Annotated in this window: 25 protein-coding genes; 14 read left to right on the forward strand and 11 right to left on the reverse strand. The window is 73.3% G+C overall.

The features are described from left to right. Positions 1-68 precede the first annotated feature (68 nt). Genes AC07FJ_RS15075 through pdhA form a run of 3 tightly spaced genes read right to left on the reverse strand, consistent with a single transcriptional unit; the run spans position 69 to position 3,597 of the window. Positions 69-1,439: a dihydrolipoamide acetyltransferase family protein gene (locus AC07FJ_RS15075; protein ID WP_479049109.1), complete on the reverse strand. Its 1,371-nt coding sequence runs from the start codon at positions 1,437-1,439 to the stop codon at positions 69-71. Further along, positions 1,439-2,464, reverse strand: coding sequence for an alpha-ketoacid dehydrogenase subunit beta (locus AC07FJ_RS15080; RefSeq protein WP_479049111.1), 1,026 nt, complete (start codon positions 2,462-2,464; stop codon positions 1,439-1,441). Before AC07FJ_RS15080 ends, AC07FJ_RS15075 begins: the two co-directional genes overlap by 1 nt. Beyond that, positions 2,464-3,597, reverse strand: a complete 1,134-nt coding sequence (gene pdhA / locus AC07FJ_RS15085) for a pyruvate dehydrogenase (acetyl-transferring) E1 component subunit alpha (RefSeq protein WP_361425717.1) — start codon at positions 3,595-3,597, stop codon at positions 2,464-2,466. Before pdhA ends, AC07FJ_RS15080 begins: the two co-directional genes overlap by 1 nt. A 183-nt stretch (positions 3,598-3,780) precedes the next feature. Here pdhA and AC07FJ_RS15090 point away from each other — a divergent pair, with 183 nt between their 5' ends. Next, positions 3,781-4,320 (forward strand): Lrp/AsnC family transcriptional regulator, encoded by a 540-nt coding sequence (locus AC07FJ_RS15090; RefSeq protein WP_361425720.1) that lies wholly within the window; start codon positions 3,781-3,783, stop codon positions 4,318-4,320. A gap of 1 nt (position 4,321) precedes the next feature. On the opposite strand, the gene AC07FJ_RS15095 is transcribed toward AC07FJ_RS15090, so the two are convergent. Together AC07FJ_RS15095 and AC07FJ_RS15100 are read right to left on the reverse strand one after the other, a co-directional pair. Continuing rightward, positions 4,322-4,924, reverse strand: a complete 603-nt coding sequence (locus AC07FJ_RS15095; protein ID WP_479049113.1) for a TetR/AcrR family transcriptional regulator — start codon at positions 4,922-4,924, stop codon at positions 4,322-4,324. A gap of 16 nt (positions 4,925-4,940) precedes the next feature. Further along, positions 4,941-6,548 (reverse strand): 3-hydroxyacyl-CoA dehydrogenase, encoded by a 1,608-nt coding sequence (locus tag AC07FJ_RS15100; RefSeq protein ID WP_479049114.1) that lies wholly within the window; start codon positions 6,546-6,548, stop codon positions 4,941-4,943. A 123-nt stretch (positions 6,549-6,671) separates the two neighbouring features. On the opposite strand from AC07FJ_RS15100, the gene paaN reads away from it, so the two are divergent. After that, complete coding sequence (gene paaN, locus AC07FJ_RS15105) at positions 6,672-8,366, forward strand: phenylacetic acid degradation protein PaaN (RefSeq protein ID WP_479049116.1); 1,695 nt, start codon at positions 6,672-6,674, stop codon at positions 8,364-8,366. Positions 8,367-8,375: 9 nt separating this feature from the next. Here paaN and AC07FJ_RS15110 read toward each other — a convergent pair whose 3' ends face one another. From AC07FJ_RS15110 to AC07FJ_RS15120, 3 genes are read right to left on the reverse strand one after another with little or no spacing between them, the layout of a single operon-like run. Next, on the reverse strand, positions 8,376-9,062 hold the full coding sequence (locus AC07FJ_RS15110) for a TrmH family RNA methyltransferase (protein WP_479049118.1): 687 nt from the start codon (positions 9,060-9,062) through the stop codon (positions 8,376-8,378). Then, positions 9,059-10,327, reverse strand: a complete 1,269-nt coding sequence (locus tag AC07FJ_RS15115; protein WP_479049120.1) for an HTTM domain-containing protein — start codon at positions 10,325-10,327, stop codon at positions 9,059-9,061. Before AC07FJ_RS15115 ends, AC07FJ_RS15110 begins: the two co-directional genes overlap by 4 nt. Next, a complete protein-coding gene (locus AC07FJ_RS15120) occupies positions 10,324-11,229 on the reverse strand; it encodes a DUF5819 family protein (RefSeq protein ID WP_479049121.1) in 906 nt (301 codons plus the stop codon). The genes AC07FJ_RS15115 and AC07FJ_RS15120 overlap by 4 nt, the downstream gene beginning before the upstream one ends. Before the next feature lie 101 nt (positions 11,230-11,330). Here AC07FJ_RS15120 and paaA point away from each other — a divergent pair, with 101 nt between their 5' ends. From paaA to AC07FJ_RS15145, 5 genes are read left to right on the forward strand one after another with little or no spacing between them, the layout of a single operon-like run. After that, on the forward strand, positions 11,331-12,293 hold the full coding sequence (gene paaA / locus AC07FJ_RS15125) for a 1,2-phenylacetyl-CoA epoxidase subunit PaaA (RefSeq protein ID WP_479049122.1): 963 nt from the start codon (positions 11,331-11,333) through the stop codon (positions 12,291-12,293). Further along, a complete protein-coding gene (gene paaB / locus AC07FJ_RS15130) occupies positions 12,290-12,577 on the forward strand; it encodes a 1,2-phenylacetyl-CoA epoxidase subunit PaaB (protein ID WP_479049124.1) in 288 nt (95 codons plus the stop codon). The genes paaA and paaB overlap by 4 nt, the downstream gene beginning before the upstream one ends. Continuing rightward, entirely contained in the window at positions 12,574-13,299 is a 726-nt protein-coding gene (gene paaC / locus AC07FJ_RS15135) for a 1,2-phenylacetyl-CoA epoxidase subunit PaaC (protein ID WP_479049126.1), read from the forward strand. The genes paaB and paaC overlap by 4 nt, the downstream gene beginning before the upstream one ends. Further along, positions 13,293-13,865 (forward strand): 1,2-phenylacetyl-CoA epoxidase subunit PaaD, encoded by a 573-nt coding sequence (paaD, locus tag AC07FJ_RS15140; protein WP_479049127.1) that lies wholly within the window; start codon positions 13,293-13,295, stop codon positions 13,863-13,865. The genes paaC and paaD overlap by 7 nt, the downstream gene beginning before the upstream one ends. Further along, positions 13,866-14,927, forward strand: coding sequence for a 2Fe-2S iron-sulfur cluster-binding protein (locus AC07FJ_RS15145; RefSeq protein ID WP_479049129.1), 1,062 nt, complete (start codon positions 13,866-13,868; stop codon positions 14,925-14,927). It begins immediately after the preceding gene. A gap of 78 nt (positions 14,928-15,005) precedes the next feature. On the opposite strand, the gene AC07FJ_RS15150 is transcribed toward AC07FJ_RS15145, so the two are convergent. The 3 genes from AC07FJ_RS15150 to AC07FJ_RS15160 form a co-directional block, all read right to left on the reverse strand. After that, entirely contained in the window at positions 15,006-15,350 is a 345-nt protein-coding gene (locus AC07FJ_RS15150) for a rhodanese-like domain-containing protein (RefSeq protein WP_479049131.1), read from the reverse strand. Positions 15,351-15,424: 74 nt separating this feature from the next. Continuing rightward, entirely contained in the window at positions 15,425-16,189 is a 765-nt protein-coding gene (locus tag AC07FJ_RS15155; protein WP_468287453.1) for a hypothetical protein, read from the reverse strand. Positions 16,190-16,345: 156 nt separating this feature from the next. Continuing rightward, the gene (locus AC07FJ_RS15160) at positions 16,346-17,902 is read right to left on the reverse strand and encodes a DUF2252 domain-containing protein (protein WP_479049133.1); all 1,557 of its coding nucleotides are present in this window, start codon (positions 17,900-17,902) and stop codon (positions 16,346-16,348) included. Positions 17,903-18,065: 163 nt separating this feature from the next. On the opposite strand from AC07FJ_RS15160, the gene AC07FJ_RS15165 reads away from it, so the two are divergent. The 7 genes from AC07FJ_RS15165 to AC07FJ_RS15195 all read left to right on the forward strand — a co-directional run bounded on the left by AC07FJ_RS15165 (position 18,066) and on the right by AC07FJ_RS15195 (position 25,326). Further along, positions 18,066-18,575, forward strand: a complete 510-nt coding sequence (locus tag AC07FJ_RS15165) for a MarR family winged helix-turn-helix transcriptional regulator (RefSeq protein ID WP_479049134.1) — start codon at positions 18,066-18,068, stop codon at positions 18,573-18,575. A gap of 274 nt (positions 18,576-18,849) precedes the next feature. After that, positions 18,850-19,020: a hypothetical protein gene (locus AC07FJ_RS15170; protein ID WP_479049135.1), complete on the forward strand. Its 171-nt coding sequence runs from the start codon at positions 18,850-18,852 to the stop codon at positions 19,018-19,020. Between the two features lie 43 nt (positions 19,021-19,063). After that, entirely contained in the window at positions 19,064-20,332 is a 1,269-nt protein-coding gene (locus AC07FJ_RS15175; protein ID WP_479049137.1) for an ATP-grasp domain-containing protein, read from the forward strand. Next, entirely contained in the window at positions 20,329-21,387 is a 1,059-nt protein-coding gene (locus AC07FJ_RS15180) for a branched-chain amino acid aminotransferase (protein ID WP_479049139.1), read from the forward strand. The genes AC07FJ_RS15175 and AC07FJ_RS15180 overlap by 4 nt, the downstream gene beginning before the upstream one ends. Positions 21,388-21,823: 436 nt before the next feature. Then, positions 21,824-22,840 (forward strand): amino acid--tRNA ligase-related protein, encoded by a 1,017-nt coding sequence (locus AC07FJ_RS15185; protein ID WP_479049141.1) that lies wholly within the window; start codon positions 21,824-21,826, stop codon positions 22,838-22,840. 222 nt (positions 22,841-23,062) lie between these two features. Beyond that, positions 23,063-23,887, forward strand: a complete 825-nt coding sequence (locus AC07FJ_RS15190) for a hypothetical protein (protein WP_479049143.1) — start codon at positions 23,063-23,065, stop codon at positions 23,885-23,887. Further along, complete coding sequence (locus AC07FJ_RS15195) at positions 23,884-25,326, forward strand: His/Gly/Thr/Pro-type tRNA ligase C-terminal domain-containing protein (RefSeq protein WP_479049145.1); 1,443 nt, start codon at positions 23,884-23,886, stop codon at positions 25,324-25,326. Before AC07FJ_RS15190 ends, AC07FJ_RS15195 begins: the two co-directional genes overlap by 4 nt. Positions 25,327-25,331: the final 5 nt, after the last annotated feature.

Below are 25,331 nucleotides of genomic sequence, written 5' to 3' on the forward strand. Positions count from 1 at the left end.
GGCCCCCGGGTCGGTGGGACGATCCGGGGGCCGTGCCGGCGAAGGGCGCTGGAGGCGGCCGGAGGGCGTCAGAGGGTGCGCAGCAGCACCGCGGGCGCCTCCACGCAGTCGGCGACGTACCGCAGGAACCCGCCCGCCGTGCCGCCGTCGCAGACGCGGTGGTCGAAGGTGAGCGACAGCTGGACGACCTGGCGTACGGCCAGCTCGCCCTGGTGCACCCAGGGCTTCGGGACGATCCGGCCCACGCCGAGCATGGCCGCCTCCGGGTGGTTGATGATCGGCGTCGAGCCGTCCACCCCGAAGACCCCGTAGTTGTTCAGCGTGAAGGTGCCGCCGGTCAGGTCGGCCGGGGTCAGCGTCCCGGCGCGCGCCGCCTCCGTCAGGCGGGCGAACTCCGCCGACAGCGACTCGGCCGTGCGGCGGTGCGCGTCCCGTACGACGGGGACGACCAGGCCCCGGTCGGTCTGGGCGGCGAAGCCCAGGTGCACCGCGGGCAGGCGCACGATCTCGCGCGCCTCGGTGTCCACCGTGGCGTTCAGCTCCGGGTAGCGGGCGAGCGCGGCCGTACAGATACGGGCGAGCAGCGCCAGCAGGGAGATCTTCGGACCCCCGGCGGCGTTCATCGCGGCGCGCGCGGCCATGAGCTCCGTCGCGTCGGCGTCGACCCAGCACGTGGCCTCGGGGATCTCGCGCCGGCTGCGCGCCATCTTGTCGGCGACCGCCCCGCGCACGCCGCGCAGGGGCACCCGCTCGCCGGCCGTGGCGGGCACGGGAGCGGCCTCCGCGGGGGCGGGGGCGGGCGCGGAACGCTCGGCGGTCGCCCGTTCCACGTCCGCGCGCAGGATCAGCCCGTCGGGACCGGAGCCGCGCACCTGGCGCAGGTCGAGGCCGCGCTCCCGGGCCAGCTTCCGCACGAGTGGCGAGATCACCGGCACCGGGCCGTCCGGAGCCACCGGAGCCGCCTGCGCCTGCGCCGGGGCCGGGGCGGGGACGGGGGCGGAGGCGGAGGCAGGAGCCACCGGGGCGGAAGGCGCGGCGGCGGGAGGCGTGGCGGAGCCCGTCCGCACGCGGCGCCTGCGCGCGGCCGGCGCGCCCGTCCCGTAGCCGACCAGGACGTTCCCGGACGCCTCCTCGGACGCGGACGCCTTCGATTCCCCGGAGGACTCGGCAGACCTCCCGGAAGACCCGGCCTCCGCCCCGACCGCCACCGTCAACAGCGGGGCCCCGACGGGCAGTTCCGTCCCCTCCTCGCCGAACCGCGCGGTCACCACGCCCCCGTACGGGCACGGCACCTCCACCATCGCCTTGGCCGTCTCGACCTCGACGACGGGCTGGTCGATGGCGACGACGTCCCCGACCTCCACCAGCCAGCGCACGATCTCGGCCTCGGTGAGCCCCTCACCGAGGTCCGGCAGCTTGAACTCCAGCACCTGGGCCATCAGCTGTCCGCCTCCCACTGCAGTCGCGCCACCGCGTCCAGCACCCGGTCCACGCCGGGCAGGTGGTGCCGCTCCAGCATGGGCGGCGGGTACGGGATGTCGAAGCCGGCCACCCGCAGCACGGGCGCCTCCAGGTGGTGGAAACACCGCTCCGTGATGCGCGCGGCGATCTCCCCGCCCGGGCCGCCGAAGCCGTTCGACTCGTGGACGACGACCGCGCGCCCCGTGCGCCGTACCGACGCGCAGACCGTCTCGTCGTCGAACGGCACCAGCGACCGCAGGTCCACGACCTCCAGGTCCCAGCCCTCGGCCCGCGCCGCCTCGGCGGCCTCCAGGCAGACCGGCACGGACGGCCCGTACGTGACGAGCGTCGCGCTGCGCCCGGTCCGCCGCACCACCGCGCGGCCGATCGGCTCCACCGGCTCCGGCGCGTCCGGCGACCACTCGGCCCTCGACCAGTAGAGCCGCTTCGGCTCCAGGAAGACGACCGGGTCGTCGGAGGCGATCGCCGCCCGCAGCAGCCCGTACGCGTCGGCGACCGTCGCGGGCGTGACGACATGGAGCCCCGGAGTCGCCATGTAGTACGCCTCGGACGAGTCACTGTGGTGCTCGACGCCGCCGATCCCGCCGCCGTACGGCACGCGCACCACGATCGGGAGCGGCATCGCGCCCCGCGTGCGGTTCCGCATCCGCGCCACATGGCTGATCAGCTGCTCGAACGCCGGGTAGGCGAAGGCGTCGAACTGCATCTCGACCACCGGCCGCAGCCCGTACATCGCCATGCCGACGGCCGTGCCCAGGATGCCCGCCTCGGCGAGCGGGGTGTCCGTGCAGCGGTCCTCGCCGAACTCCTTGGCGAGCCCGTCCGTCACCCGGAAGACACCGCCGAGCGTGCCGACGTCCTCGCCCATGACGTGGACGGACGGGTCCTCGGCCATCGCGTCGCGCATGGCGCGCTGGAGCGCCTGCGCCATGGTGGCGGGCTTGGCCGCCGTCTTCGCCGCCGTCTTGGTCGCCGCCGTCATCACGCCTCTCCCTCGGCGTCGAGCTCGGCGCGCAACTGTGCCGCCTGCTCCCGCAGTTGTGCCGTCTGCTCGGCGAAGACATGCGTGAAGAGGTCCATCGGGTCCAGCTCCGCGTCGGCGTTCATCCGCTCGCGCAGCCGCGCCGCCATGGCCTCGGCGTCCTCGGCGGCCTGCCGTATCCCCTCCTCGTCGAGGAGGCCCCGCTCGGTCAGCTCCCGCTCCAGCAGCCGGATCGGGTCGTGCGCCCGCCACGCCTCGACCTCGCCGTCGCCGCGGTAGCGGGTGGCGTCGTCGGCGTTGGTGTGGGCGTCGATGCGGTACGTCACGGCCTCGACGAGCGTCGGGCCGCCACCGCGCCGGGCGCGGGCCACCGCCTCGGAGAGGACCTGGTGCACGGCGGCCGCGTCGTTCCCGTCGACGAGCCGGCCCGGCATGCCGTACCCGACGGCCTTGTGGGCCAGGGACGGCGCCGCGGTCTGCTTGGCGAGCGGGACGGAGATGGCGAAGCCGTTGTTCTGGACGAAGAAGACGACCGGTGCCTGCCAGACCGCGGCGAAGTTCAGCGCCTCGTGGAAGTCGCCCTCGCTGGTGCCGCCGTCACCGACCATGGCGAGCGCCACCACGTCGTCGCCCTTGAGGCGGGCGGCGTGCGCCAGGCCCACGGCGTGCGGCAGCTGGGTGGCGAGCGGGGTGCACAGCGGCGCGACCCGGTGCTCGCGCGGGTCGTACCCGGTGTGCCAGTCGCCGCGCAGCAGGGTCAGCGCCTCGACGGGGTCGACACCGCGGGCCACCGCGGCGAGCGTGTCGCGGTACGACGGGAAGAGCCAGTCCCGCTCCTCCAGCACGAGCGCGGCGGCGACCTCGCAGGCCTCCTGCCCGGTGGTCGACGGGTACACCGCGAGCCTGCCCTGCTTGGTGAGGGCCGTCGCCTGGGCGTTGTACCGGCGGCCGCGCACCAGCTCGGCGTACAGCCTGCGCAGCAGCTCCGGCGCGAACCCTGCCGCGGCGTCCGTGCCGAGCACCCGGTACGGCTCGGGGTCCGGGAGCAGCGGTGCGGGATCGGTGCGCGGCCGCCACGCCGGGGGCGGGGCGGGCCGGTAAGAGGCCGCACCAGGCAGCTCTTGGACCGTCATGACAGCACCTCCTCGTGGGAGCGGGGCATAAGACCCGAAGGGCGGCGCGACTGTGACGCGCCTCACCTACCGATTGTTCGGTCGTGGATGCATTTTGGCTACAGGCACCTTCAGCCTGTGGACAAACGGTTCTCCACAGCCTGGGATGAAGGCAGGTCGTCCATGGAGGAGAGGCGGGGGGGCATGGCAGCTGAACAAATGGCCGACGGCAGGCCGGACGGCGGGGAGCTGCGGCCGACGGGAGGCGAGCCGGACCAGGCGCCGCGCCCGCTCGACGCGATCGACCGCGACATCCTCCGGATCCTCCAAACGGACGGCCGCGCCTCGATACGCTCCGTGGCCGACCGCGTCCACGTGTCGCGCGCCAACGCCTACGCGCGGATCAACCGGCTCATCGACGACGGGGTGATCCGCGGTTTCACGGCCCGGGTGGACCACGAACGGGCCGGGCAGGGCGCGTCCGCGTACATCACCCTCAAGATCGTGCAGAACTCCTGGCGCACGGTCCGCGAGAAGCTCCAGGCCCTCCCCGGGGCCGCCCACATCGCCCTGGTCAGCGGCGATTTCGATGTCCTGTTGCTGGTGCACATGCCGGACAACCGCACCCTGCGCGAGCTGGTCCTGACCAGGCTCCAGTCCATCCCGGAGGTGCTGTCGACGCGGACGCTGCTGGTCTTCGAGGAGACGGACCTGAACCGGCGGCTCCCGGCGGACGAGGCCTGACCTACGAAGCGCCCGGGGCCGTACGCAGCCCGTCGAAGGCGAGGCGGGCGACGGTGTCGGCGAGCTGCTGGCGCTCGGCGGCACCGCCCGGCTGCGGCCGGTACCACTCCACCAGCGAGTTGATCATGCCGAAGAGCAGCCGGGTGGCGAGCCGTATGTCCACGTCGGCGCGGAGGTCGCCGTCGGCCGCGGCGGCCTTCAGCAGGTCGGCGACCCGGTGGTCGAACTCGCGGCGCCGCTCCAGCGCCCACCGCTCGGTCTTGGTGTTGCCGCGGACGCGCAGCAGCAGCGTCACGTACGGCAGCTCGTCCATCAGCACCTCGACGGTGCGCCGGGTCACGTACTCGACGCGCTCGACGGCCCGCCCGCGCGCGGCCCCCGGCTCGTCCAGGACCGCGAAGAGGCCGTCCAGGGCCCGGCTGACCGCGCGCCGCAGCAGCTCCTCCTTGCCCGTGACGTGGTGGTAGATCGAGGACTTGGAGATCCCGGCCGCCTTGGAGAGGTGCTCCATGGAGGTGCCGTCGTAGCCGCGCTCGTTGAAGACCCGGACGGCGACGGACAGCAGCGTCTCGGGGGTGTACGTGTCACGCCTGGCGGTGGTCATCGGCTGTCCTGGTCCTTCATCGCGGCCTCTCCTCGTGGTCCTTGCGGGCGACGCCGAGGCAGGGGGCGTAGCGGCCGGTCGGATAACGCTCGTGCAGGGCGCGCAGTACGTCGGCCACGTACTCGTAGCCGACCAGTGCGCCCCACTCCATGGGCCCCGCGGGGTAGTTGACACCTAGGCGCATGGCGGTGTCGATGTCCTCGGGGGAGGCGACACCGCGCTCGACCGCGTCGACGGCGAGGTCGACCAGCATCGCGACCGTACGGGCGACGATCATGCCGGGTACGTCGCCCACCACCGTGACGTCCTTGCCGAGCGCCTGGAAGAGGCCGACGGCCTCCTGGAGGGTCTCGGACGAGGTCGTCGGGGCGGTGGCCAGGGCGATGCGGGTGGCGGCCCTGTAGTCGTGCGCGAGGTCGAAATAGACGATCTCCTCGCCTTCGTACTCGAAGACCGCCTCACCGTCGGCGAGCGTCAGGTGCCCGCCGCCCGGAAGGCTGATGTGCTTGCCCCGCTTGTGGCGCCGAACCTTGATGCCCGCGTCCTCCATCATGCCGACGAGCGGCTCGGCGTGGCCGAGACCGCCGTACACGGTGACCTTCGCGGGCGCGGGCGCCGGTGCCTCGGTGCGCGGCCGGGGGCGCTCGGCGCCCTCGTCGTACGCGTACCAGCCCCGGCCCGTCTTGCGGCCGAGGCGTCCCGACTCGACCAGGCGCCGCTGGGCGAGGGACGGGGTGAACTTCGGGTCCTGGTAGAAGGCCTCCCAGACGGAGCGGGTCACCGCTTCGTTGACGTCCTGGCCGATCAGGTCGGTGAGCTCGAAGGGGCCCATCTTGAAGCCGCCGCACTCGCGCAGGACGGCGTCGATGGTGGCCGGGTCCGCGGCCCGCTCCTCGTACAGGCGCAGCGCCTCCGCGTAGAAGGGGCGGGCGATGCGGTTGACGATGAAGCCGGGGGTGTCGGCGCAGCGCACCGGCGTCTTGCCCCATGCCTTGGCGGTGGCGTACGCGCGCGTGGCGGCGGTTTCGTCGGTGGCGAAGCCGCTGACGATCTCGACCAGCGGAAGCAGGGGCGCGGGGTTGAAGAAGTGCATGCCGACGAAGCGGCCGGGCAGGCGCAGCGCCCCGGCGATGGCGGTGACGGAGAGCGACGAGGTGTTGGTGGCGAGGAGGCAGTCGTCGGAGACGATCTTCTCCAGTGCGGTGAAGAGCTCCTGCTTGACCGCGAGCCGCTCGACGATCGCCTCGACGACGAGCGCGGCGTCGGCGAGGTCGTCGAGGCCGTCGGCGACCCGCAGGCGGGCGACGGCGGCGGTGCGGTCCTCCGTCGATATCCGGCCCTTCTCGACGAGCCGGTCGAGGCGGCCGACGATGGCCGCGGCGGCCTCTCCGGCGCGGCCGGGCACGGTGTCGTGGAGGCGGACGGGGTGGCCGGCGACCAGGGCGACCTGGGCGATGCCCTGGCCCATGGTGCCGGTGCCGACGACGGCGACGGTGCGGGCCCGGTCGACGGCCGCGGTGCCCTCGGCGGCTTCGACGGCCGTCACGCTCGCGGCCTCGGCGGCTTCGACGGCCGCGGTGCCGGTGGGCTCGGCGGCCTGGCTCTCTGCCTGGTTGTCGGTCATGACAGTGATCCTCCCCGATGAGTTGTCCACAGGTTCGGGAGGCCCCCTTGTCCCGACCGATCGTTCGGTTACTCTAGCTCTGTCCGCCTGTCCCTGCCCAGCTCGACGAGGAGTTGGTCCGTCATGGCCGCCGCTCAGCTCACCCCCGACCACCTGTCCGAGAGGCACCGGCCCACGCTGGATCAGGCCCTGGAAGCGATCCGCACCCGCGCCTACTGGTCGCCGCACCCGGAGCACCCGAAGGCGTACGGGGAGGGCGGCTCACTCAGCGCCGCCGACGGCCTCGCGGCGCACCAGGCGGTGCTCGGCACCCGCTTCGAGCTGGACCAGCCGGGCACGGACGGCTGGACGGGCGGCGAGGTCTCGCCGTACGGGCCGGAGCTGGGCGTGGAGTACCCGCACGCCGACATCGAGGTCCTGCTGCCGGCGATGCGCGCGGGCATGGCCGCCTGGCGGGACGCCGGCGCCGAGACCCGCGCCCTGGTGTGCCTGGAGATCCTGGCCCGGATCAGCGCCCGTACGCACGAGTTCGCGCACGCGGTGATGCACACCAGCGGGCAGGCGTTCATGATGGCGTTCCAGGCCGGCGGGCCGCACGCGCAGGACCGCGGCCTGGAGGCGGTGGCGTACGCGTACGCCGAGCAGACCCGCACGCCGCTGGACGCGGAGTGGTCCAAGCCGCAGGGCAAGCGGGACCCGCTGGAGCTGCGCAAGACGTTCACGCCCGTCGGGCGCGGCATCGCGCTGCTGATCGGCTGCAACACCTTCCCCACGTGGAACGGCTACCCCGGCCTGTTCGCCTCCCTGGCCACCGGCAACCCCGTCCTGGTCAAGCCGCACCCGCGCGCCGTGCTGCCGCTGGCGCTGACGGTCCGGATCGCCCGCGAGGTGCTGGCGGAGGCGGGCTTCGACCCCAACCTGGTGGCGCTGGCCGCCGAGCGGCCGGGCGAGGGCATCGCCAAGGAGCTGGCCGTCCGCCCGGAGATCCGGATCATCGACTACACGGGGTCGACCTCCTTCGGCGACTGGCTGGAGGCCAACGCCCGTCAGGCCCAGGTCTACACGGAGAAGGCGGGCGTCAACACCGTCGTCGTCGACTCCACCGACGACTACAAGGGGATGCTGTCGAACCTGGCGTTCTCCCTCTCCCTGTACAGCGGCCAGATGTGCACCACCCCGCAGAACCTGCTCATCCCGCGCGACGGCATCACGACGGACGCCGGGCCGAAGACGTACGACGAGGTCGTGGCCGACCTCGCGGCCGCGGTCGACGGGCTGCTCGGCGACGACGCCCGGGCCAACGCGCTGCTGGGCGCCATCGTCAACCCGGACGTGAAGGCCCGCCTGGAGGCGGCCGCCGGACTCGGCGAGGTGGCCCTGGCCTCCCGCGAGGTCACCAACCCGGAGTTCCCCGGCGCCGTCGTCCGTACGCCCGTCGTGGTCAAGCTCGACGGCTCCAAACCGGACGCGGAAGCGGCGTACATGTCGGAGTGCTTCGGCCCGGTCGCCTTCGCCGTCTCGGTCGACTCGACCGCCGACGCGCTGGAGCTGCTGCGGCGCACGGTGCGCGAGAAGGGCGCCATGACGGTCGGCGCGTACACGACCTCGGCGGACGTCGAGCGCGCCGTCGAGGAGGTCTGCCTGGAGGAGTCGGCCCAGCTGTCGCTGAACCTGACGGGCGGGGTGTACGTCAACCAGACGGCGGCGTTCTCCGACTTCCACGGCTCCGGCGGCAACCCGGCGGCGAACGCCGCGCTGTGCGACGGCGCCTTCGTGGCGAACCGCTTCCGCGTGGTGGAGGTGCGCCGCCAGGCGTGAACCGTGGTCTTACGGCTCGTCGATCTCCGCGTACCGCTGCACCCAGGCGTGCATGGCGATCGCCGCGGCGGCTCCCGCGTTGATCGACCGGGTCGAGCCGAACTGCGCGATGGAGCAGACCATCGCCGCGTGCGTGCGGGCCTCCTCCGTGAGGCCCGGGCCCTCCTGCCCGAACAGCAGCACGCAGCGGCGCGGCAGCTCGGTCCGCTCCAGGGGGACGGCCCCGGGGAGGTTGTCGATCCCGATGACCGGCAGCCCCTCGGCGGCGGCCCAGGAGGTCAGCGACTCGGTGTCCGTGTGGTGGCGCACGTGCTGGTACCGGTCGGTGACCATCGCACCGCGCCGGTTCCAGCGCCTGCGGCCCACGATGTGCACCTCCTTCGCCAGGAAGGCGTTGGCGGTGCGTACGACGGAGCCGATGTTGAAGTCGTGGCCCCAGTTCTCCACGGCGACGTGGAAGTCGTGGCGCCGGGTGTCCAGGTCGGCCACGATCGCCTCGCGCGTCCAGTACCGGTAGCGGTCGACGACGTTGCGCCGGTCACCGTGGGCGAGCAGCTCGGGGTCGTACCGCTCGCCCTGCGGCCACGGCAGGGGGTGCGGGCCGACGCCGATCTCGGGGCCGTAGCCCTCGTCGTACTGCACGGGCTGGAGGGAGGCCCCGCTGGTCTCGCTGGTCTCGCTGGTCTCGCTGCTCACCCCACGAGGGTACGGGGGGCGGGCGGCGCGTCGGCGGGCCGCTGCTCGGCCGGCGGGCGCTTCGAGCGGGGCCGCAGCCGCTCCCGGCCCCGGCTGACCCGGGCGCCCAGCCAGACCAGGAAGGCGGTCGGCAGGAAGACGGCGTCAGCGGTGATCATCGCGAGCGAGAAGAACGGCAGCCCGAGCAGCAGCGCGATCCCCGCGTGCTCCAGCATCATCGCGACCAGCAGGACGTTCTTGACGCGCCGGTTGAAGAGCGTGAAGGGGAAGGCGACCTGCACGATCACCGTGCCGTACGTCACCAGCATCACGGTCACACCGCTGCCGGCGAGGACGTCGGAGAGGAACGGCCAGGGCGTGAAGTAGTCCAGCTGGAGCGGGTAGTACAGCGCGGTGCCGTCCTGCCAGCGCGAGCCCTGGATCTTGTACCAGCCGGCGGTGGCGTAGATCAGGCACACCTCGGCCATGATCACGGCGAGCGTGGCGTTGTGGGCGAGGTTGGCGAAGGCGTCGAGCAGCACGCGCGGCTCGCCGGGCGCGTACCGGCACACCAGCCACCACAGGCCCTGCGCCGCCCACAGGAGCCACAGCAGCACCAGGAGCCAGGTCTCGCCGGTGCGGTCACTGAGGACGGTCGCGGCGACCAGCGGGATGGCGAGCACCGTCCAGAGCGCGGGGCCGACGGGGTCGCGGCGGAAGCCCGTACCCGCGGCTTCTCGGGCGGCGCGGCGCGCACGGCGGGCGTCGAGGGACCAGACCTGTCCGCAGCGGGTGAGGACGAGGTAGATGGCCATGAGGTGGACGACGTTGTCACCGCCGTCGCCCATGAAGATGGAGCGGTTCTGCAGCGACAGGACCCCGGCCATGAAGAGCACCGACACCGTGCGGGTGCGCCAGCCGATCAGCAGCAGCACGCTGGAGAGCATGGCGACCGCGTACACGATCTCGAACCAGACCGTGCTGTCCGACCACATCAGGACGGTGAAGGAGTGGTTCTGCGCGATCAGCTCCTGGCCCATGTCCCAGGCCCAGGGACCCTCGGGTCCGTACAGCTCATGGCGGTGGGGGAACTCCCGCAGCAGGAAGAAGAACCAGGTGGCCGCGAAGCCGATGCGGATGATCGCGGTCTGGTACGGGCCGAGGGCCGTGGCGGTGACGCGCTGGAAGGCGCGGGCGAGCCGGCGGTCGAGCGTCTGGGGAGCGTGGGCCGGGGCCGGGGCGGGGGCGGGAGCGGAGGCCGGGGGCGTGGCGGGGGTCTGGTTCACCGGTGCGCCTCCGTCCGGTCCGTCCGGCCGTTGTCGACGCCGGCGGGCAGGTCGGCGGCGGTCACCGTCCACCAGGGGAGCGTGCGGTAGTAGGCGCGGGTGTCGGTCTTCTCCTCGCTCCAGGGCGGGGCTCCGACGGCCCGGGTGGAGCTCCGCACTTGTATGCGGTCGACGCGGCCGCCGAGGTCGTGCGCCTCCAGGCGGAGCATCGTGATGCGCCGGATGTAGCGCTCGGAGAGCCGGCCGCGCATGCCGTTGGCGCGGTTGTCGGCGGTGTGCGAGTTGGCGTAGAAGTCCCAGCCGCGGCGCAGCTGGTTCTGGTCCACGTGGCTCGGGGCGAGGTTGCCCCGGATGGCCTCGCCGTCGTCGGCGCTGAGGTCGATCCACTCGGTGGTCCGGCGGCTGCCGTCGGGGCGTATGACCTCGGCGCGGGCGTGGACGGCGATGTTCTGTTGGAGCGGGTTGGGCGCGAAGAGCTTCCAGTTCTGCTCGAACTCGGGGAAGACCCACTGGTCGACCGCCTCGCCGTGCTGCTTCGTGAGCGTGTTCGACGGCGCGACGTGCAGGAACACCATGGCCACGTGGTAGCAGGCGAAGACGGCGACGACCGCGACGGCGACGGAGGCGACGACTTGGTACGGCAGCGAGAGCCCGGCTATGCCCGCGTCAGCGCGGCGCCCGGCGCCGGAGGCGGATCCGGCGTCGGAGTCGGCGCCGGAGCCGCTGTCGAGGGCGGAACCGGAGTCGGCGTCGGGGGCGGAACCGGCGGCGGGTTCCGCGTCGGCGGAGACGGGGTCGGCGGGTCGGGGGGCAGCCGCGGTGCTGGTCACCGGGTGCGCGGCGGGCTCGGTGTGCCCGCGCTCCTTGTCGTACGAGTCCATCCCGCCCCGATCCGCATCCATCCGCATCGATCCACCGCAGTTATCCACAGGGTTGACACCTTACGGGCCGCCGACTCACCATTGAAGTCATTCAACCGAACGATCGGTCGGTAGGGAGTCCGATGACGGCAGTGACCACGGACACGCAGGGCGCGCAGGAGGCGTACGAGGCGGCCTTCGACGCCGCCGTGGCCGCCGACGAGCGGATCGAGCCGCGCGACTGGATGCCGGAGGCGTACCGCGCCTCACTCATCCGGCAGATCGCGCAGCACGCCCACTCCGAGATCATCGGCATGCAGCCCGAGGCGAACTGGATCACGCGCGCGCCCTCGCTGCGGCGCAAGGCGATCCTCATGGCCAAGGTGCAGGACGAGGCCGGTCACGGCCTGTACCTCTACAGCGCCGCGGAGACGCTCGGCGTCAGCCGCGACGAGCTGCTCGACAAGCTGCACTCGGGCCGCCAGAAGTACTCGTCGATCTTCAACTACCCCACGCTGACCTGGGCCGACGTCGGCGCCATCGGCTGGCTCGTGGACGGCGCCGCGATCACCAACCAGGTGCCGCTGTGCCGCTGCTCCTACGGCCCGTACGCCCGCGCGATGGTCCGGATCTGCAAGGAGGAGTCCTTCCACCAGCGCCAGGGGTACGAGTCGCTGCTCGCGCTCTCGCGCGGCACGCCCGAGCAGCACGCGATGGCCCAGGACGCGGTGAACCGCTGGTGGTGGCCCTCGCTGATGATGTTCGGCCCGCCGGACGACGAGTCGGCGCACTCGGCGCAGTCCATGGCCTGGAAGATCAAGCGGCACTCCAACGACGAGCTCCGCCAGCGCTTCGTCGACATCTGCGTGCCGCAGGCCGAGGCCCTCGGGCTCACGCTCCCGGACCCCGACCTGCGGTGGAACGAGGAGCGCGGGCACTACGACTTCGGCCCGATCGACTGGGCGGAGTTCTGGGACGTGCTCAAGGGCAACGGGCCCTGCAACGAACAGCGGATCACCCAGCGGCGGCGGGCGCACGAAGAGGGCGCCTGGGTCAGGGAAGCGGCGGCGGCGTACGCCGCGAAGCACGGAGAGGCGACGGCATGACGACCAGCGACTGGCCGCTGTGGGAGGTGTTCGTGCGCTCGCGCCGCGGGCTGTCCCACACTCACGCGGGAAGCCTGCACGCGCCGGACGCGGAGCTCGCGCTGCGCAACGCCCGCGACCTGTACACGCGCAGGAACGAAGGCGTGTCCATCTGGGTCGTGCCCTCCTCGGCGATCACCGCCTCCTCGCCGGACGAGAAGGACCCGTTCTTCGAGCCGTCCGCCGACAAGCCGTACCGGCACCCGACCTTCTACGAGGTGCCGGAGGGGGTGAAGAACCTGTGACCGCCACCGTGAGCACCGCCGCGGCGCTCGCCCTCGGCGACGACGCGCTGGTGCTGTCGCACCGGCTCGGGGAGTGGGCGGGCCACGCCCCCGTCCTGGAGGAGGAGGTGGCCCTCGCCAACATCGCGCTGGACCTCCTCGGCCAGGCGCGGGTGCTGCTCTCCTTCGTCGGAGACGAGGACGAGCTCGCGTATCTGCGCGAGGAGCGGGCCTTCCGCAACGTCCAGCTGGTGGAGCAGCCCAACGGCGACTTCGCCCACACCATCGCCCGCCAGCTGTACTTCTCCACCTACCAGCGGCTGCTGTACGGCCGGCTGGCCGCGGCGGCGGACGCGGGCGACCTCTCCGGGCTCGCGGCGAAGGCGGTCAAGGAGGTCGCCTACCACCAGGACCACGCCGAACAGTGGACACTGCGGCTCGGCGACGGCACCCCCGAAAGCCATGAGCGGATGCGGCGGGCCTGCCAGGCGCTGTGGCGCTTCACGGGTGAGCTGTTCCAGCCGGTGGAGGGCCTCGACGTCGACTGGCCGGAGCTGGAGTCCGACTGGCTGGCGTCGGTGACGGCGGTCCTGGAGCGGGCCACGCTCACCGTGCCGGACGGTCCGCGCGGCGGCGCGTGGCGAGCGGGCGCCGGACGGCAGGGCCTGCACACCGAGCCGTTCGGCCGGATGCTCGCCGAGATGCAGCATCTGCACCGCAGCCACCCGGGGGCGTCATGGTGACCGGCACGGCGGACCGAACGGAAGCGGGCCGGACGGCAGCGGACCCGACGGCGGCGGACCCGACGGCGGCGGACCCGACGGCGCTGGAGGAGGAGCTGAGCCGGCTGGCCGGCTCGGTACCCGACCCCGAGCTGCCCGTACTGACGCTGGAGGAGCTCGGCGTGCTGCGGGGGGTGCGCGTCCTCGCCCCCGGCCGGGTGGAGGTCGAGCTGACCCCGACGTACACCGGCTGCCCGGCCATCGAGGCGATGTCCTCGGACATCGAGCGGGTGCTGCACGACCACGGCGTGCCGGAGGTCTCCGTGGTGACGGTGCTCTCCCCCGCCTGGTCGACCGACGACATCAGCGCGGAGGGGCGCCGCAAGCTCGCCGATTTCGGCATAGCGCCGCCCCGCCACCAGGGCGGAGGCGGGGGCGGGCCGGTTCCGGTGTCGCTCGCGATCCGCTGCCCGCACTGCGGATCGACCGACACGGAGCTGCTGAGCCGGTTCTCCTCCACCGCCTGCAAGGCACTGCGCCGCTGCACCGCCTGCCGCGAACCGTTCGACCACTTCAAGGAGTTGTAGATGTTCCACCCGCTCCGGGTGAGCGAGGTCGAGCGACTCACGGACGACTCGGTGGCGGTCACCTTCGACGTGCCGTCCGAGCTGCGCGAGGCCTTCCGCCACACCCCCGGCCAGCACGTCACCCTGCGCCACACCACGACCCGGGGAGAGGAGATCCGCCGGACGTACTCGATCTGCTCCCCCGCCGCGCCCCCCGGCGTGGACCCCGTGCTGAAGGTGGCCATCCGGCTGGTGGACGGCGGTGAGTTCTCGACGTACGCGCTCAAGGAGCTCGCCGCCGGGGACACGGTCGACGTCATGGAACCGATGGGCCGGTTCCTGCTGGCACCGCGCCCCGGGCGCTTCGCGGCGATCGTCGGCGGCAGCGGCATCACACCGGTGCTGTCGATGGAGGCGACGGTCCTGGAGCGGGAGCCGGAGGCGCGGTTCTGCCTGATACGCAGCGACCGCACCGCCGCCTCGACGATGTTCGTGGACGAGGTCGCCGACCTGAAGGACCGGTTTCCCGGCCGGTTCCAGCTGGTCACCGTGTTGTCGCGGGAGGAGCAGCAGGCGGGGCTGCCGTCCGGGCGGCTCGACCGCGAGCGGCTGACCGAGCTGCTGCCCCGGCTGCTGCCGGTCGGCGAGGTGGACGGCTGGTATCTGTGCGGGCCCTTCGGGCTGGTGCAGGCGGCCGAGCGCGCGCTGCGCGGGCTCGGTGTGGAGCGCGGCCGCGTCCACCAGGAGATCTTCCACGTGGACGACGGGACGGCGTCCGCCGCCGTGCGGGCGGCCGCGATACCCGCGCACGCCACCCTGACCGCGACCCTGGACGGCCGGTCCGGCACCTGGCCGGTGCAGGAGGCGGAGTCGCTCCTCGACACGGTGCTGCGCGCCCGCGCGGACGCGCCGTACGCGTGCAAGGGCGGCGTCTGCGGGACCTGCCGGGCGTTCCTGGTCAGGGGCGAGGTGCGGATGGACCGCAACTACGCGCTGGAGCCCGAGGAGACCGAGGCGGGTTATGTGCTGGCCTGCCAGTCGCATCCCGCCACGCCGGAGATCGAGCTGGACTTCGACCGCTGACGCGCCGACGCGACGTACGGGACGGGCCGAGCCCACGGCCCGTCCCGTCCTGTCAGTCCCGTCCGTTCCGTACGGCTGCTACAGGACGAAGGGCTCGGTGCCGTTGTCCGTGACCATCGGGCGGCCGGCGCCCTCCCAGGCGAGCATGCCGCCGTCGACGTTCACGGCGTCGATGCCCTGCTGGACCAGGTACTGCGTGACCTGGGCGGAGCGGCCGCCGACCCGGCACATCACATAGGCGCGCCGCCCGTCGGCCACCGCTTCCGTCACCTCGCCGAAGCGGGCCACGAAGTCGCTCATCGGCACGTGCAGCGCGCCCTCGACGTGTCCGGCCGCCCACTCGTCGGCCTCGCGGACGTCCAGTACCAGCCCGTCGGCCGGGACGGACGCGGCGTCCACCGCGGGCAGCTGGGCGAAGTTCATGGGTCACGCCTTCTCTCGTCGCATCGAACGCACGTCACGGCTCACGTACACCACCTGTCACGTACGCCTCGAACCTACTGCACCTGGCGCGTGAGCGCGGCAAGCTCCGTCTCCCGCTCGGCGACCTGAGCGAGCAGCTGCTCGGCGATCTCCTCCAGCAGCCGGTCCGGGTCATCGGGCGCCATCCGGAGCATCGCGCCGATCGCGCTCTCCTCCAGGTCCTGGGCCACGATCGTCAGCAGCTCCTTGCGGCGCGCCAGCCAGTCCAGCCGGGCGTAGAGCTCCTCGCTCTCGCTCAGTTCGGCCGCCGCCGGGACCGGGCCGCGCGCCCACTCCTCGGACAGCTCCCGCAGCAGCGCCTCGTCGCCACGGCCGTAGGCGGCGTTGACGCGCGTGATGAACTCCTCGCGCCGCTGCCGCTCCTCCTCGTCGCGGGCCAGGTCCGGGTGGGCCTTGCGCGCGAGCTCGCGGTAGAGCTTGCGGACCTCGTCGCGCACGCGCACCCGCTTCGGGGGCTGCACGGGCCGGTCCGTGAGCATCGCGGCGGCCTCGGGGGACAGGCCGTCGGAGTCGACCCAGTGGTGGAAGAGCTCCTCGACACCGGGCATCGGCAGCACCATCGCCCGGGCTTCCCGCGCCTTGCGCAGGTCCTCCGGGTCACCGGTGCGGGCCGCCCGGGCCTCGGCGATGAGGGCGTCCAGCTCGTCCAGGCGCGCGTACATCGGGCCGAGCTTCTGGTGGTGGAGGCGGGAGAAGTTCTCCACCTCGACCCGGAAGGTCTCCACCGCGATCTCGAACTCGATCAGCGCCTGCTCGGCCGCGCGCACCGCCCGCTCCAGCCGCGCCTCGGGCCGCTCGGCCTGGTCGGCCTGGTCGGCCTGATCAGCCGGGCTGGTCCAGGCGGCCTGGTCGGTCTGGTCGGTGCTCGGCTCGCCGGTCACGTCGTCGCTCGGGGTCGTCACCCGACCAGCGTACGGGCGGAAGCCCCTCGCCGGTCACACCCCCAGCTCCGCGGCTATCCGCCCGCTCCGGACCGCGGCGACCAGCTCCGCGTGGTCCGCCTCCGTGCGGTCGGCGTACGCCACGGCGAACCGGGCGACCGCCTCGTCCAGCTCGTCGTTCTTGCCGCAGTACCCGGCGATCAGCCGGGGATCGGCGCTGTGCGCGTGGGCCCGGGCCAGCAGCGCGCCGGTCATCCGTCCGTAGTCGTCGAGCTGGTCGGCCGACAGCGCCGCCGGGTCCACGCTGCCCTTGCGGTTGCGGAACTGGCGCACCTGGTAGGGCCTGCCCTCGACGGTCGTCCACCCCAGCAGGTTGTCGCTGACCACCTGCATCCGCTTCTGCCCGAGGACCACGCGCCGCCCCTCGTGCTCCACGCCCGGCGCGCCGAATCCCACCCGGGGCAGGTAGGGCAGCAGCGCCGAGGGCCGTGCCTCCTTCACCTGCAGCACCAGCGGCTCGCCCCGGTGGTCGAGCAGCAGCACCACGTACGAGCGGGTCCCCACGCTCCCGGTGCCGACCACCCGGAACGCCACGTCGTGGATGGCGTACCGCGCGAGCAGCGGCAGCCGGTCCTCCGGCAGCGTCCCCAGGTACTCCCCCAGCGACGCGGCGACCGCCGCCGCCTCCGCGTCCGGGACCCGCCTCAGCACGGGCGGGGCGTCCACGAAGCGGCGTCCGCCGTCCGCGCACACCTCCGTCGACTTGGCGGCGAACCGGGCGCTGGTGTTGGCCCGGGCCTTCTCCTCGACCCGCTCCAGCGTGCCCAGCAGGTCCCGCGCGTCCGTGTGCGAGACGAGCTCCTCGTCGGCGATGGCGTTCCACGCGTCCAGCACCGGCAGCCGGGCGAGCAGCCGCATGGTCCGCCGGTAGGCGCCCACCGTGTCGAACGCCGCCGCCCGGCACACGTCCTCGTCCGCGCCCGCCACCCGCCCGGCGAGCACCAGCGACGTCGCCAGCCGCTTGACGTCCCACTCCCAGGGACCGACCGCGGTCTCGTCGAAGTCGTTCAGGTCGATCACGAGCCGGCCGCGCGCGTCACCGTACAGCCCGAAGTTGGCCGCGTGCGCGTCCCCGCAGATCTGCGCGCCGATGCCGGTGACCGGCGACCCCGCCAGGTCGTACGCCATCAGCCCGGCCGCGCCGCGCAGGAACGCGAAGGGTGTCGCGGCCATCCGGCCGACCCGTATCGGCGCCAGCGCCGGAACCCGGTCCCGGCTCGACTCCTCCACCGCGCGCACCGCGTCCGGCCGCCCCTCGCCGAGGACCAGCTCGCCCTGCGCGGCCCTCGGCACCCGGGCGCGCAGCGCCTTGCCGCGCGCCTTCGGGGTCTCGGCCGCCGTGCCGCCGGTCGCGCCGCCCGCCCCGGCGGTCCGCTGCGCGAACCCCGGAACCACCGGTATCCGCCCGCCACGCGAGCCCGCGTCGTCGGCGCCGTCACCCGAGCCCGAGCCCGAGCCCGCCCTGGGATTCCCACTGGCACCTGCACCGGCACCGGCACCCGCTCCGGCACCGCCTCCGGTGGACACCACCACCGTCTCGCCCTCGTACATCCACGCCCCCGCACCCGTTGGCCGGCCGACAACTGCCCCCCGACCGTACCGGCGCTCTCGCACAAGCGTCTCCCTCTGTGGATAACCCGGCGGCCACGCGGTACCCGTCTCCCGAGACCACCGACCGACCGCACCTGCAACCCCGTACCAGGGAGGCGGACCGATGCCCGGGGCGCGCGACGAGGCCGTCGACATCATCCAGCGCGAGCTCACCGCGTTCGCCCGTCGCGCGCGAGCCGCGGCGGCCCGGCTCCACCCGGAGCTGCCCCTCGTCTCGTACACGCTGCTCGCGCACATCGACTCCCGCCAGGGCTGCCGCGCCACCGACCTCGCCGCCCACTACATGCTCGACAAGTCGACCGTGAGCCGCCAGATCGCCGTCCTCGAGAAGCTCGGCCTGGTCGAGCGCCGCCCGGACCGCACCGACCACCGCGTCCAGGTGCTGCACCCCACCGCCGCGGGGCTCCGCCTGCTCTCCTCCACGCACGCGAGCCGCCGCGCCGCCTACGAGGCACGCCTCGCCGACTGGTCCACCGAGGACCTCGACCGCTTCGCAGCGTACCTGCTGCGCTACAACGCGGACGCACGCGAAGACACGCGCGAAGTAGCACGCGAGGAAGCACGCGCTACAGCACGCGCCGAAGCGCGCGAAGACGCCGAGGCGCATTCGTGAACGACGGTGTGAGCGGTGCCGGAGACGAACTCGTCGTACGTGTCCGGCACCTCGGCGCTGCAAGGCGACGAGCCGGTACAGCGCTCCGGGCGCCGCGGCGCCTGCCGGTCGGGCAGCGCGGCCAGGCTGCGGCACACCTCCCCGACCCGGCCGCCGCCGAGGCCGCTTGGGCACCTGCCTGCCAGACCGCAAGCTGCCAGGCCGATTGCTTGGCCCGGGGGTGAGGAGCGGCGCAGAATCCTGTCACCGCTTCACATCAACAGGGGGAAACACCATGAAGCTCTTCGTTCGCGCTGCCGCCGGTATTTCGGCTCTCACCGCCGCGCTGCTCGTCGGGGGAATCGGAATCTCCGGTGGGAACACCGCCGTTTCCGCGCAGGACGGGACCGCGACCACGTCCGTGCTCGCCGCCCCGGCCACCTCGGAAAGCCTCAACTGGGACTGATGTCGGAGCGGGCCGCACGCGGAAACAGGAAGAGAAGCAGGGGATGAGGGAATTGAACCTCTTGGTGTGCCGGTGGGACCGGGTGACGCTGCGGGCATTGCTGGACCGGGGCGCCCGGGTGACTCTCGTCTACGACGAGTGGGAGGCCGCCAACCGGGCCATCGACCCGGAGCTGATCGCCCGGGTCGACCGCCACTACGTGATCCGGAGCTTCGACGCCCTGGACGAGATGGCCCAGCTCGCGGTCGACATCCGGTCGACCGGGGTGAAGATCGACCGGGTGCTGAGCCTCTCCGAGTTCAGCCAGTTCAGCGCCGCGTACCTGGCGACCCTGCTGGGCCTGGCGCAGCCGGCGATCGAGAAGTCCGTCCTCATGCGCGACAAGCGCGCGATGAAGGACCGTGCCCGGCAGGCGGGGATCGCCTGCGCCCGGCACGTCTCGCTCTCCACCGCGGACGTGGAGGGCTCGGTGCGCCGGGTCGCCGACACGCTGGGCTTCCCGGTGGTCGTCAAGCCGGCCGCCGGCCTCGGCTCGGTCGCCACCTCGCTGGTCACGGAAGCCGAGGAGCTCGCCGGGATCCTGCGCGCCGCCGGGCAGGAGACGGTGGCCCAGTTCCTGATCGCCGAGGAGCCCATCGACGGCGACGAGTACCACGTCGACGCCGTGTGGGAGAACGGCAAGGCCCAGATCCTCGGTGTCAGCCGCTACCTGCGGCCGCGCATGACCGTGACCACCCCGGGCCGGGACAACGGCTCGATCCTGCTGCCGCGCGCGCACGAGCCGGAGCTGTACGCCGAGGTCGAGGAGTTGCACGAGCGGATCAACGCCGCGTTCGACATCACCGACGACATCACCCACCTGGAGATCTTCCGCCGCGCCGACGGCCGGCTGTGGTTCTCCGAGATCGCCACCCGGTTCGCCGGCGGCGCCATCCCCGAGAGCTTCGGGCCGCTCGGCGCCGACCTGCGGGAGCTGTGGGTGGAGGCCATCATGGGCGCCGGGGCGGAGCCGCTGTCGCTGCGCACCCCGCCGTACCCGTACGTCGGCTGGATCAACCTCGCGCCCGCCGAGCCCGGACTCATCGTCAAGGAGCCGTCGGACGAGGAGATCGCCCGCTTCCCGTACGTCCTCGACACCATCCGCTCCCGCCCCGCCGGCTTCGAGATCGGTGAGCTGCACCCCTCGGTGTGGTGCCTGCTGCTGGTGCTGGGCGCGGACAGCGAGGAGCAGTTCCGGGAGCGTGCCGCCGAGCTGGAGGCCGCGCTGCTGCCCTCGTACGAGATGGCCCCCGTGGACGCGGTGGCGCCGTGACCGCGCTGACCGAGGCGCCGGCGTCCGCCCGGCTCGGGTTCGGGGCCCGCTTCACCCGCCACATGGTGCTCTCCCGGTGGACGCCGGAGAGCGGCTGGTCGCCACTGGAGTCGGCGCCGCACGCGGACCTCGCGCTGTCGCCCGCCGCCATGGCGCTGCACTACGGCCAGGCCGTGTTCGAGGGACTCAAGGCGTATCCGCGCCGGGACGGTTCGCTCGCGCTGTTCCGGCCGGGCGTCAACGCCGAGCGGTTCAACCGCAGCGCCGAACGCCTGGCCATGCCGCACCTGCCGGTCGAGCGCTTCACCGAGGCCTGCGAGGTGCTGGTCCGCGCGGACGCCGGCGAGGTGCCGCGGGGACCGGGGCAGAGCCTCTACCTGCGCCCGTTCATGATCGCCGTGGAGCCGAGCCTGGGTGTGCGGCCGGCGCGGGAGTACCTGTTCGCGGTCATCGCCTCGCCGGTGGACTACTTCTTCGCCGACGGCTACCAGGCCATCGACGTGTGGTGCGCGCCGGACCACATCCGCGCCGCGCCCGGCGGCACGGGCGCCGCCAAGTGCGCGGGCAACTACGCGGGCAGCCTCGCCGCCAAGGCGGAGGCCCTGGCACGGGGCTGCCACGAGGTGCTGTGGCTGGACGCGCGGGAGCACCGCTGGGTCGAGGAGCTGGGGGCGATGAACTTCTTCTGCGTCACCCGCGACAGGACCGGCGGCCCGGTCCTGGTCACTCCGCGCCTGTCCGGGACCATCCTGGCCGGGAACACCCGGGGCAGCCTGATCGAACTGGCCTCCACGCTGGGCATCCCGACCGCCCAGCGCCCGGTGTCCCTGGAGGAGCTGACCGCGGGCGACGGCCGCGTGACCGAGGCGTTCGCCTGCGGCACGGCCGCTTCCGTGGTGCCCATCGGGGCCGTGACGACCGCCTCCGGCCGCAGCGTCATCGCCGACGGCCGGCCCGGCGAGGTCACCACGCGGCTGCGTGACGAACTCGCCGCGATCCAGTACGGGGACCGGGACGACCGGTTCGGCTGGATGCACACGGTGCCCGTGCCGTAGAAGGCCGTCCGTGGAAGGGGTCCATGGAAGGGGCTCCGCGGAAGGGCTCGGTGGAAGACCACCGTTAGCCGGACACCGCAGAACGGATCCACGGAACGGGTCCACGGAACGGGTCCACGGAACGGCTCCGCGGAAGGAATTCCGTAGCGCATTCCGCCCCAGAAAACTCATAGACCGAAGGGCTGTTGCCGCCCGGGGATTCCCGGTCGGCAACAGCCCTTTCGGCGTTTCCGGACCGAATACCGGAGCCCCGGAATTCACGCCTCCGGGCAGGAGAATGCCAGGCAGCCTCGCGCCAGCGGAAAACGATGACGCGCACGCCTCGGTCACGCAGGATGGAACACACGAAACCGCACCAGTTTCCGGCGCGTTCGGCCCTGCCGCGCACTGCGCGGAGTATCGGAGCGCCCATTCCTAGGGGACTTAGGGGAATACATTGGCCACGCCCACGTACACGCACGGTGGTTGGCGTCCTTCGGCGGACCGCTTCCTGGAGATCGTCGACCAGCCGCTGTACCGCACGCTGGTGGACCTTCAGGACCTCGTGACCACCGAGACCGCGCTCTTCTGGAGCGAGCGCGGCGTGAAGTCCGTGCACCTGCCCATCACCACCAACAGCATCTCCAGCCCCATGGGCCTCGGCAGCGACTCCCTGCCGGTCGAGATCGACCTCTTCGGCCAGCGCACCTTCCTCGCCGACTCCATGCAGTTCATGCTGGAGTACGGCTGCCGCCTCAGCCCGCAGGGCAGCTGGTACCTGATGCCGAGCTTCCGCGGCGAGGACTGCGACGAGACCCACCTCAACCAGTTCTTCCACAGCGAGGCGGAGCTGCCCGGCGGCCTCGACGAGTGCATCGACGCCGTCAACGCCTACATGCGCCGGCTGGCCCAGGCCGTCCTCGACCGTTACGCCGACGACGTCCGCGCCCTCGCCGGGACCACCGAGCACCTGGAGCGCATGGCGGGCATGGAGTCCTTCCCGCGCATCACCTTCGAGGAGGCCGTCGCGCACCTCGGCGACGACCCGGACGCCGTCGAGCACCACGGCGGCTGGCGCACCCTCTCGCGCCACGGCGAGCGCCGCCTGATGGACGAGATCAGCCCCATCCTGTGGGTCACCCACTACGACCACCTGTCGGTGCCCTTCTACCAGGCGTACGGGGACGACGAGGGCCGCACCGCCCTCAACGGCGACCTGCTCTTCGGCATCGGCGAGACGGTCGGCTGCGGCGAGCGCCACGTGGACGGCGAGCAGACCCGCAAGGCGCTGGCCCACCACGAGGTGCCGGAGGCGGACTACGACTGGTACGTCCGCATGAAGGAGGCGCGCCCGCAGCACACCTCCGGCTTCGGCCTCGGCATCGAGCGCTGGCTGATGTGGGTGCTGCAGCAGGACGACATCCGCGAACTGCAGCTGGCGCCGCGTCTGAACGGTGTCTCCGTCACCCCGTGACCGCGTGACACCCGCTCATCGCCGGGCCGGCGCCCTCCGGGGCGCCGGGCCCGGGGGGGGGGGCCCCCCCCCCCCCCCCCCCCCCCCCCCCCCCCCCCCCCCTCCCCCCCCCCCCCCCCCCCCCCCCCTGTCCCCGCCGGGCCGGCCCCCGCCCCGCCCACACACCCGCCCGCGCACCCGCCGTCGCCCAACTCCACACCCACCTCCCGCACTGGACCCTTCATGCCCCTGACCACCGACGCCGTGGCACCCGTGCCCGCCACCGTCACCGTCACCGAGACCTCGAGCGTGACCGCGACCGCGACCGCGTGCGTGGCCACGAGCGTGGCCGCGACCGCAAGCGCCGCCGCCGAGCTGGTCCGGCGCGAACACGGGCCCGCCGGGCACTACGTACTGAGCGGCCCGGCCATGGAGCTGCTGCGCGACTCCCAGCGGCTGATCGAGCCGCTGCTGCGCGCCGCGTCCGTCCGCCGGACCCACCTGCCGGTCCTCGTGCCACCGGTGCTCGTGCGCCCGGTGCGCGAACTGCTCCGTCCCGGGCTGCGGCGCACGGCGCTCACCACGCACGACTCGGAGCAGCCCACCGGCTGGTACCCGACCGCCGGGCTGTGCCTGCGCGGGCTCCCGCTCGTCTCCAAGCAGCGCTTCAGTTGGCGGGAGCTTCCGGTCGGGTTCTGGTCCGGCGGCCCCGCCGTGTCCCCGGTCGCCGACGTGCACGCCGAGGACCTGGTGTGCGCGGACGGGCTGCTCGCGGGGCCCGAGGGAGAGGACGCCGGCCTGGTCCCGCTCGTGGGCCGGATCCTCGACGAGCTCGGCGTCGGCGGGGGCGCCGGCCCCGCGCCGGAGCCCTGGGCCCTGACCGGGGAGGCGCTGGTGTGGCGGCACGCGGGCCGGGTGACCGCCTCGGTGACCTCGCTTCCCGCGGAGGCCGCCAAGCGGTACGGCGCCTGCTACGTGGACGCCGACAACCGGCTGCGGCCGCTGAACGTGACCTTCTTCCACATCGCCCAGTACGCGCTGCTGCGCGGGACGGAGACTGCCCGGTGACCGCATGGGCCGGGGACGCCGCGGCACTCCAGCGCTCCCACGTCATCCACGCCAAGTACCCCGTCGCCGGCGCCAGCGGCTGGCTTCCCCACGGCTACGCCCTGTGCGACCGCGTCCTGGACGCCTTCCGCGCGCTGTTCGCGGACGGCGGCTACGAGGAGCTCGGACTGCCCTCGGCGGTGCCGCTGTCCGCCCTGGAGCGGCAGGCCGGCTCCATCAAGAGCTTCCTGGACCGGGTGTACCTGCTGCGGGACGCCGAGGGGCGGGGCGCGCCGGGTGGCGGGGACGAGCCGCTGGTGCTCGCCTCGACCATCGAGGCGCAGATCTCGCTGGCGATGGCCGACTGGCTCCGCGAGGGCCGCACTCCGCCGTTCCGGGTCAGCACCGTGCGGACCGTGGGCCGCCACGAGGGCCACGGCATGCGGCCGTTGTGGATGGAGCGGTTCGTGTGGCCGTTCTTCGAGGCGCAGGCCGCCTTCACCGGCGACCCCTCCGCCGACGTCGCCTTCCTGCTGCACGGCCCGGGCCGGGTCGCGGCGGCCCTGGGCCTGCCGACCTTCGCCGTCGAACGGGTCAAGGAACCCGGCGCGAAGGGCGCGTACGCCGACCGCCGCCACGAGCTGGTCACGCTGCTTCCGGAGGGCGCCTCGACCACGCTGACGTCCGTGTACGAGCTGGGCACCCGGTTCAGCGAGACGTTCGGGGTGCGCCACGGGGACGAGCCGCTGACGATGCTCAACTTCGGCTTCTCGGCGCGCCTCGTGCTCGCCCTGCTGGTCCACTCGCACGACGACCCGGACCGGCCGGTGTACCACCCGTCGGTCGCCCCGGTGCAGGTCGCCGTCGTGCCCGCTCTCCTGGAGAGCGCCGAGCGGGCGGACCGACTGGCGCGGGCCCTGCGGGAGCGGGGAGTCCGCGCCGAGGCGTACGACGACCACCGCGGCCTCAAGGCCCGCGCGGCCCGGGCGCGGACGCACGGTGCGCCCCTGTTCCTGACCGTGGAGGGCCCGGCGCGCGGCGAGGAGCTGCTGCTCGGCGCGGACGCGGGCGAGGGCGAGCCGGTCGACGAGCGGGACCTCGCGGAGCGGGTGTCCCAGCGGCTGGCGGCACTCGGCGCGGACCTGGTCCGGGACCGGACCGCGGCGCACCGGGCCCGCGTCCTCGACCTGGACGCCTTCCCGGGGGCCGACGGCCCGACGGCCGTCGCCGCGGCGGACGTACCCGCGGCGGCCCGGGTGCCGCTGTGCCACCGCGACGCGTGCGCGGGCGCGGCCCTGGACCACCCCGAACTCGATGTGATCGGCCGGCTCGCCGGTGAGAACGGCGTCCCGTTCGACGACGCGGCGTGGCCCCCGCAGCCAGCGCGGGCGTGTGCCTGCTGCGGGCGCGCGACCGGCTCTTCGGTCCTGCTGGGCCGCAAGTTCCGCGGCGAGAAGTAGCGGCG

Source organism: Streptomyces sp. NPDC045998 (assembly GCF_056430285.1).

What these genes read in the sequence shown, in the direction of transcription:
- paaB (WP_479049124.1), top strand. Translation starts at nt 12,290, where the DNA reads ATGACGACCAGCGACTGGCCGCTGTGGGAGGTGTTCGTGCGCTCGCGC.
- AC07FJ_RS15075 (WP_479049109.1), bottom strand. Translation starts at nt 1,439, where the DNA reads ATGGCCCAGGTGCTGGAGTTCAAGCTGCCGGACCTCGGTGAGGGGCTC.
- paaN (WP_479049116.1), top strand. Translation starts at nt 6,672, where the DNA reads ATGGCCGCCGCTCAGCTCACCCCCGACCACCTGTCCGAGAGGCACCGG.
- AC07FJ_RS15150 (WP_479049131.1), bottom strand. Translation starts at nt 15,350, where the DNA reads ATGAACTTCGCCCAGCTGCCCGCGGTGGACGCCGCGTCCGTCCCGGCC.
- AC07FJ_RS15170 (WP_479049135.1), top strand. Translation starts at nt 18,850, where the DNA reads ATGAAGCTCTTCGTTCGCGCTGCCGCCGGTATTTCGGCTCTCACCGCC.
- AC07FJ_RS15190 (WP_479049143.1), top strand. Translation starts at nt 23,063, where the DNA reads ATGCCCCTGACCACCGACGCCGTGGCACCCGTGCCCGCCACCGTCACC.
- AC07FJ_RS15175 (WP_479049137.1), top strand. Translation starts at nt 19,064, where the DNA reads ATGAGGGAATTGAACCTCTTGGTGTGCCGGTGGGACCGGGTGACGCTG.
- AC07FJ_RS15160 (WP_479049133.1), bottom strand. Translation starts at nt 17,902, where the DNA reads ATGTACGAGGGCGAGACGGTGGTGGTGTCCACCGGAGGCGGTGCCGGA.
- AC07FJ_RS15165 (WP_479049134.1), top strand. Translation starts at nt 18,066, where the DNA reads ATGCCCGGGGCGCGCGACGAGGCCGTCGACATCATCCAGCGCGAGCTC.
- paaD (WP_479049127.1), top strand. Translation starts at nt 13,293, where the DNA reads ATGGTGACCGGCACGGCGGACCGAACGGAAGCGGGCCGGACGGCAGCG.
- paaA (WP_479049122.1), top strand. Translation starts at nt 11,331, where the DNA reads ATGACGGCAGTGACCACGGACACGCAGGGCGCGCAGGAGGCGTACGAG.
- AC07FJ_RS15120 (WP_479049121.1), bottom strand. Translation starts at nt 11,229, where the DNA reads ATGGATGCGGATCGGGGCGGGATGGACTCGTACGACAAGGAGCGCGGG.
- AC07FJ_RS15090 (WP_361425720.1), top strand. Translation starts at nt 3,781, where the DNA reads ATGGCAGCTGAACAAATGGCCGACGGCAGGCCGGACGGCGGGGAGCTG.
- pdhA (WP_361425717.1), bottom strand. Translation starts at nt 3,597, where the DNA reads ATGACGGTCCAAGAGCTGCCTGGTGCGGCCTCTTACCGGCCCGCCCCG.
- AC07FJ_RS15095 (WP_479049113.1), bottom strand. Translation starts at nt 4,924, where the DNA reads ATGACCACCGCCAGGCGTGACACGTACACCCCCGAGACGCTGCTGTCC.
- AC07FJ_RS15100 (WP_479049114.1), bottom strand. Translation starts at nt 6,548, where the DNA reads ATGACCGACAACCAGGCAGAGAGCCAGGCCGCCGAGCCCACCGGCACC.
- AC07FJ_RS15145 (WP_479049129.1), top strand. Translation starts at nt 13,866, where the DNA reads ATGTTCCACCCGCTCCGGGTGAGCGAGGTCGAGCGACTCACGGACGAC.
- AC07FJ_RS15080 (WP_479049111.1), bottom strand. Translation starts at nt 2,464, where the DNA reads ATGACGGCGGCGACCAAGACGGCGGCGAAGACGGCGGCCAAGCCCGCC.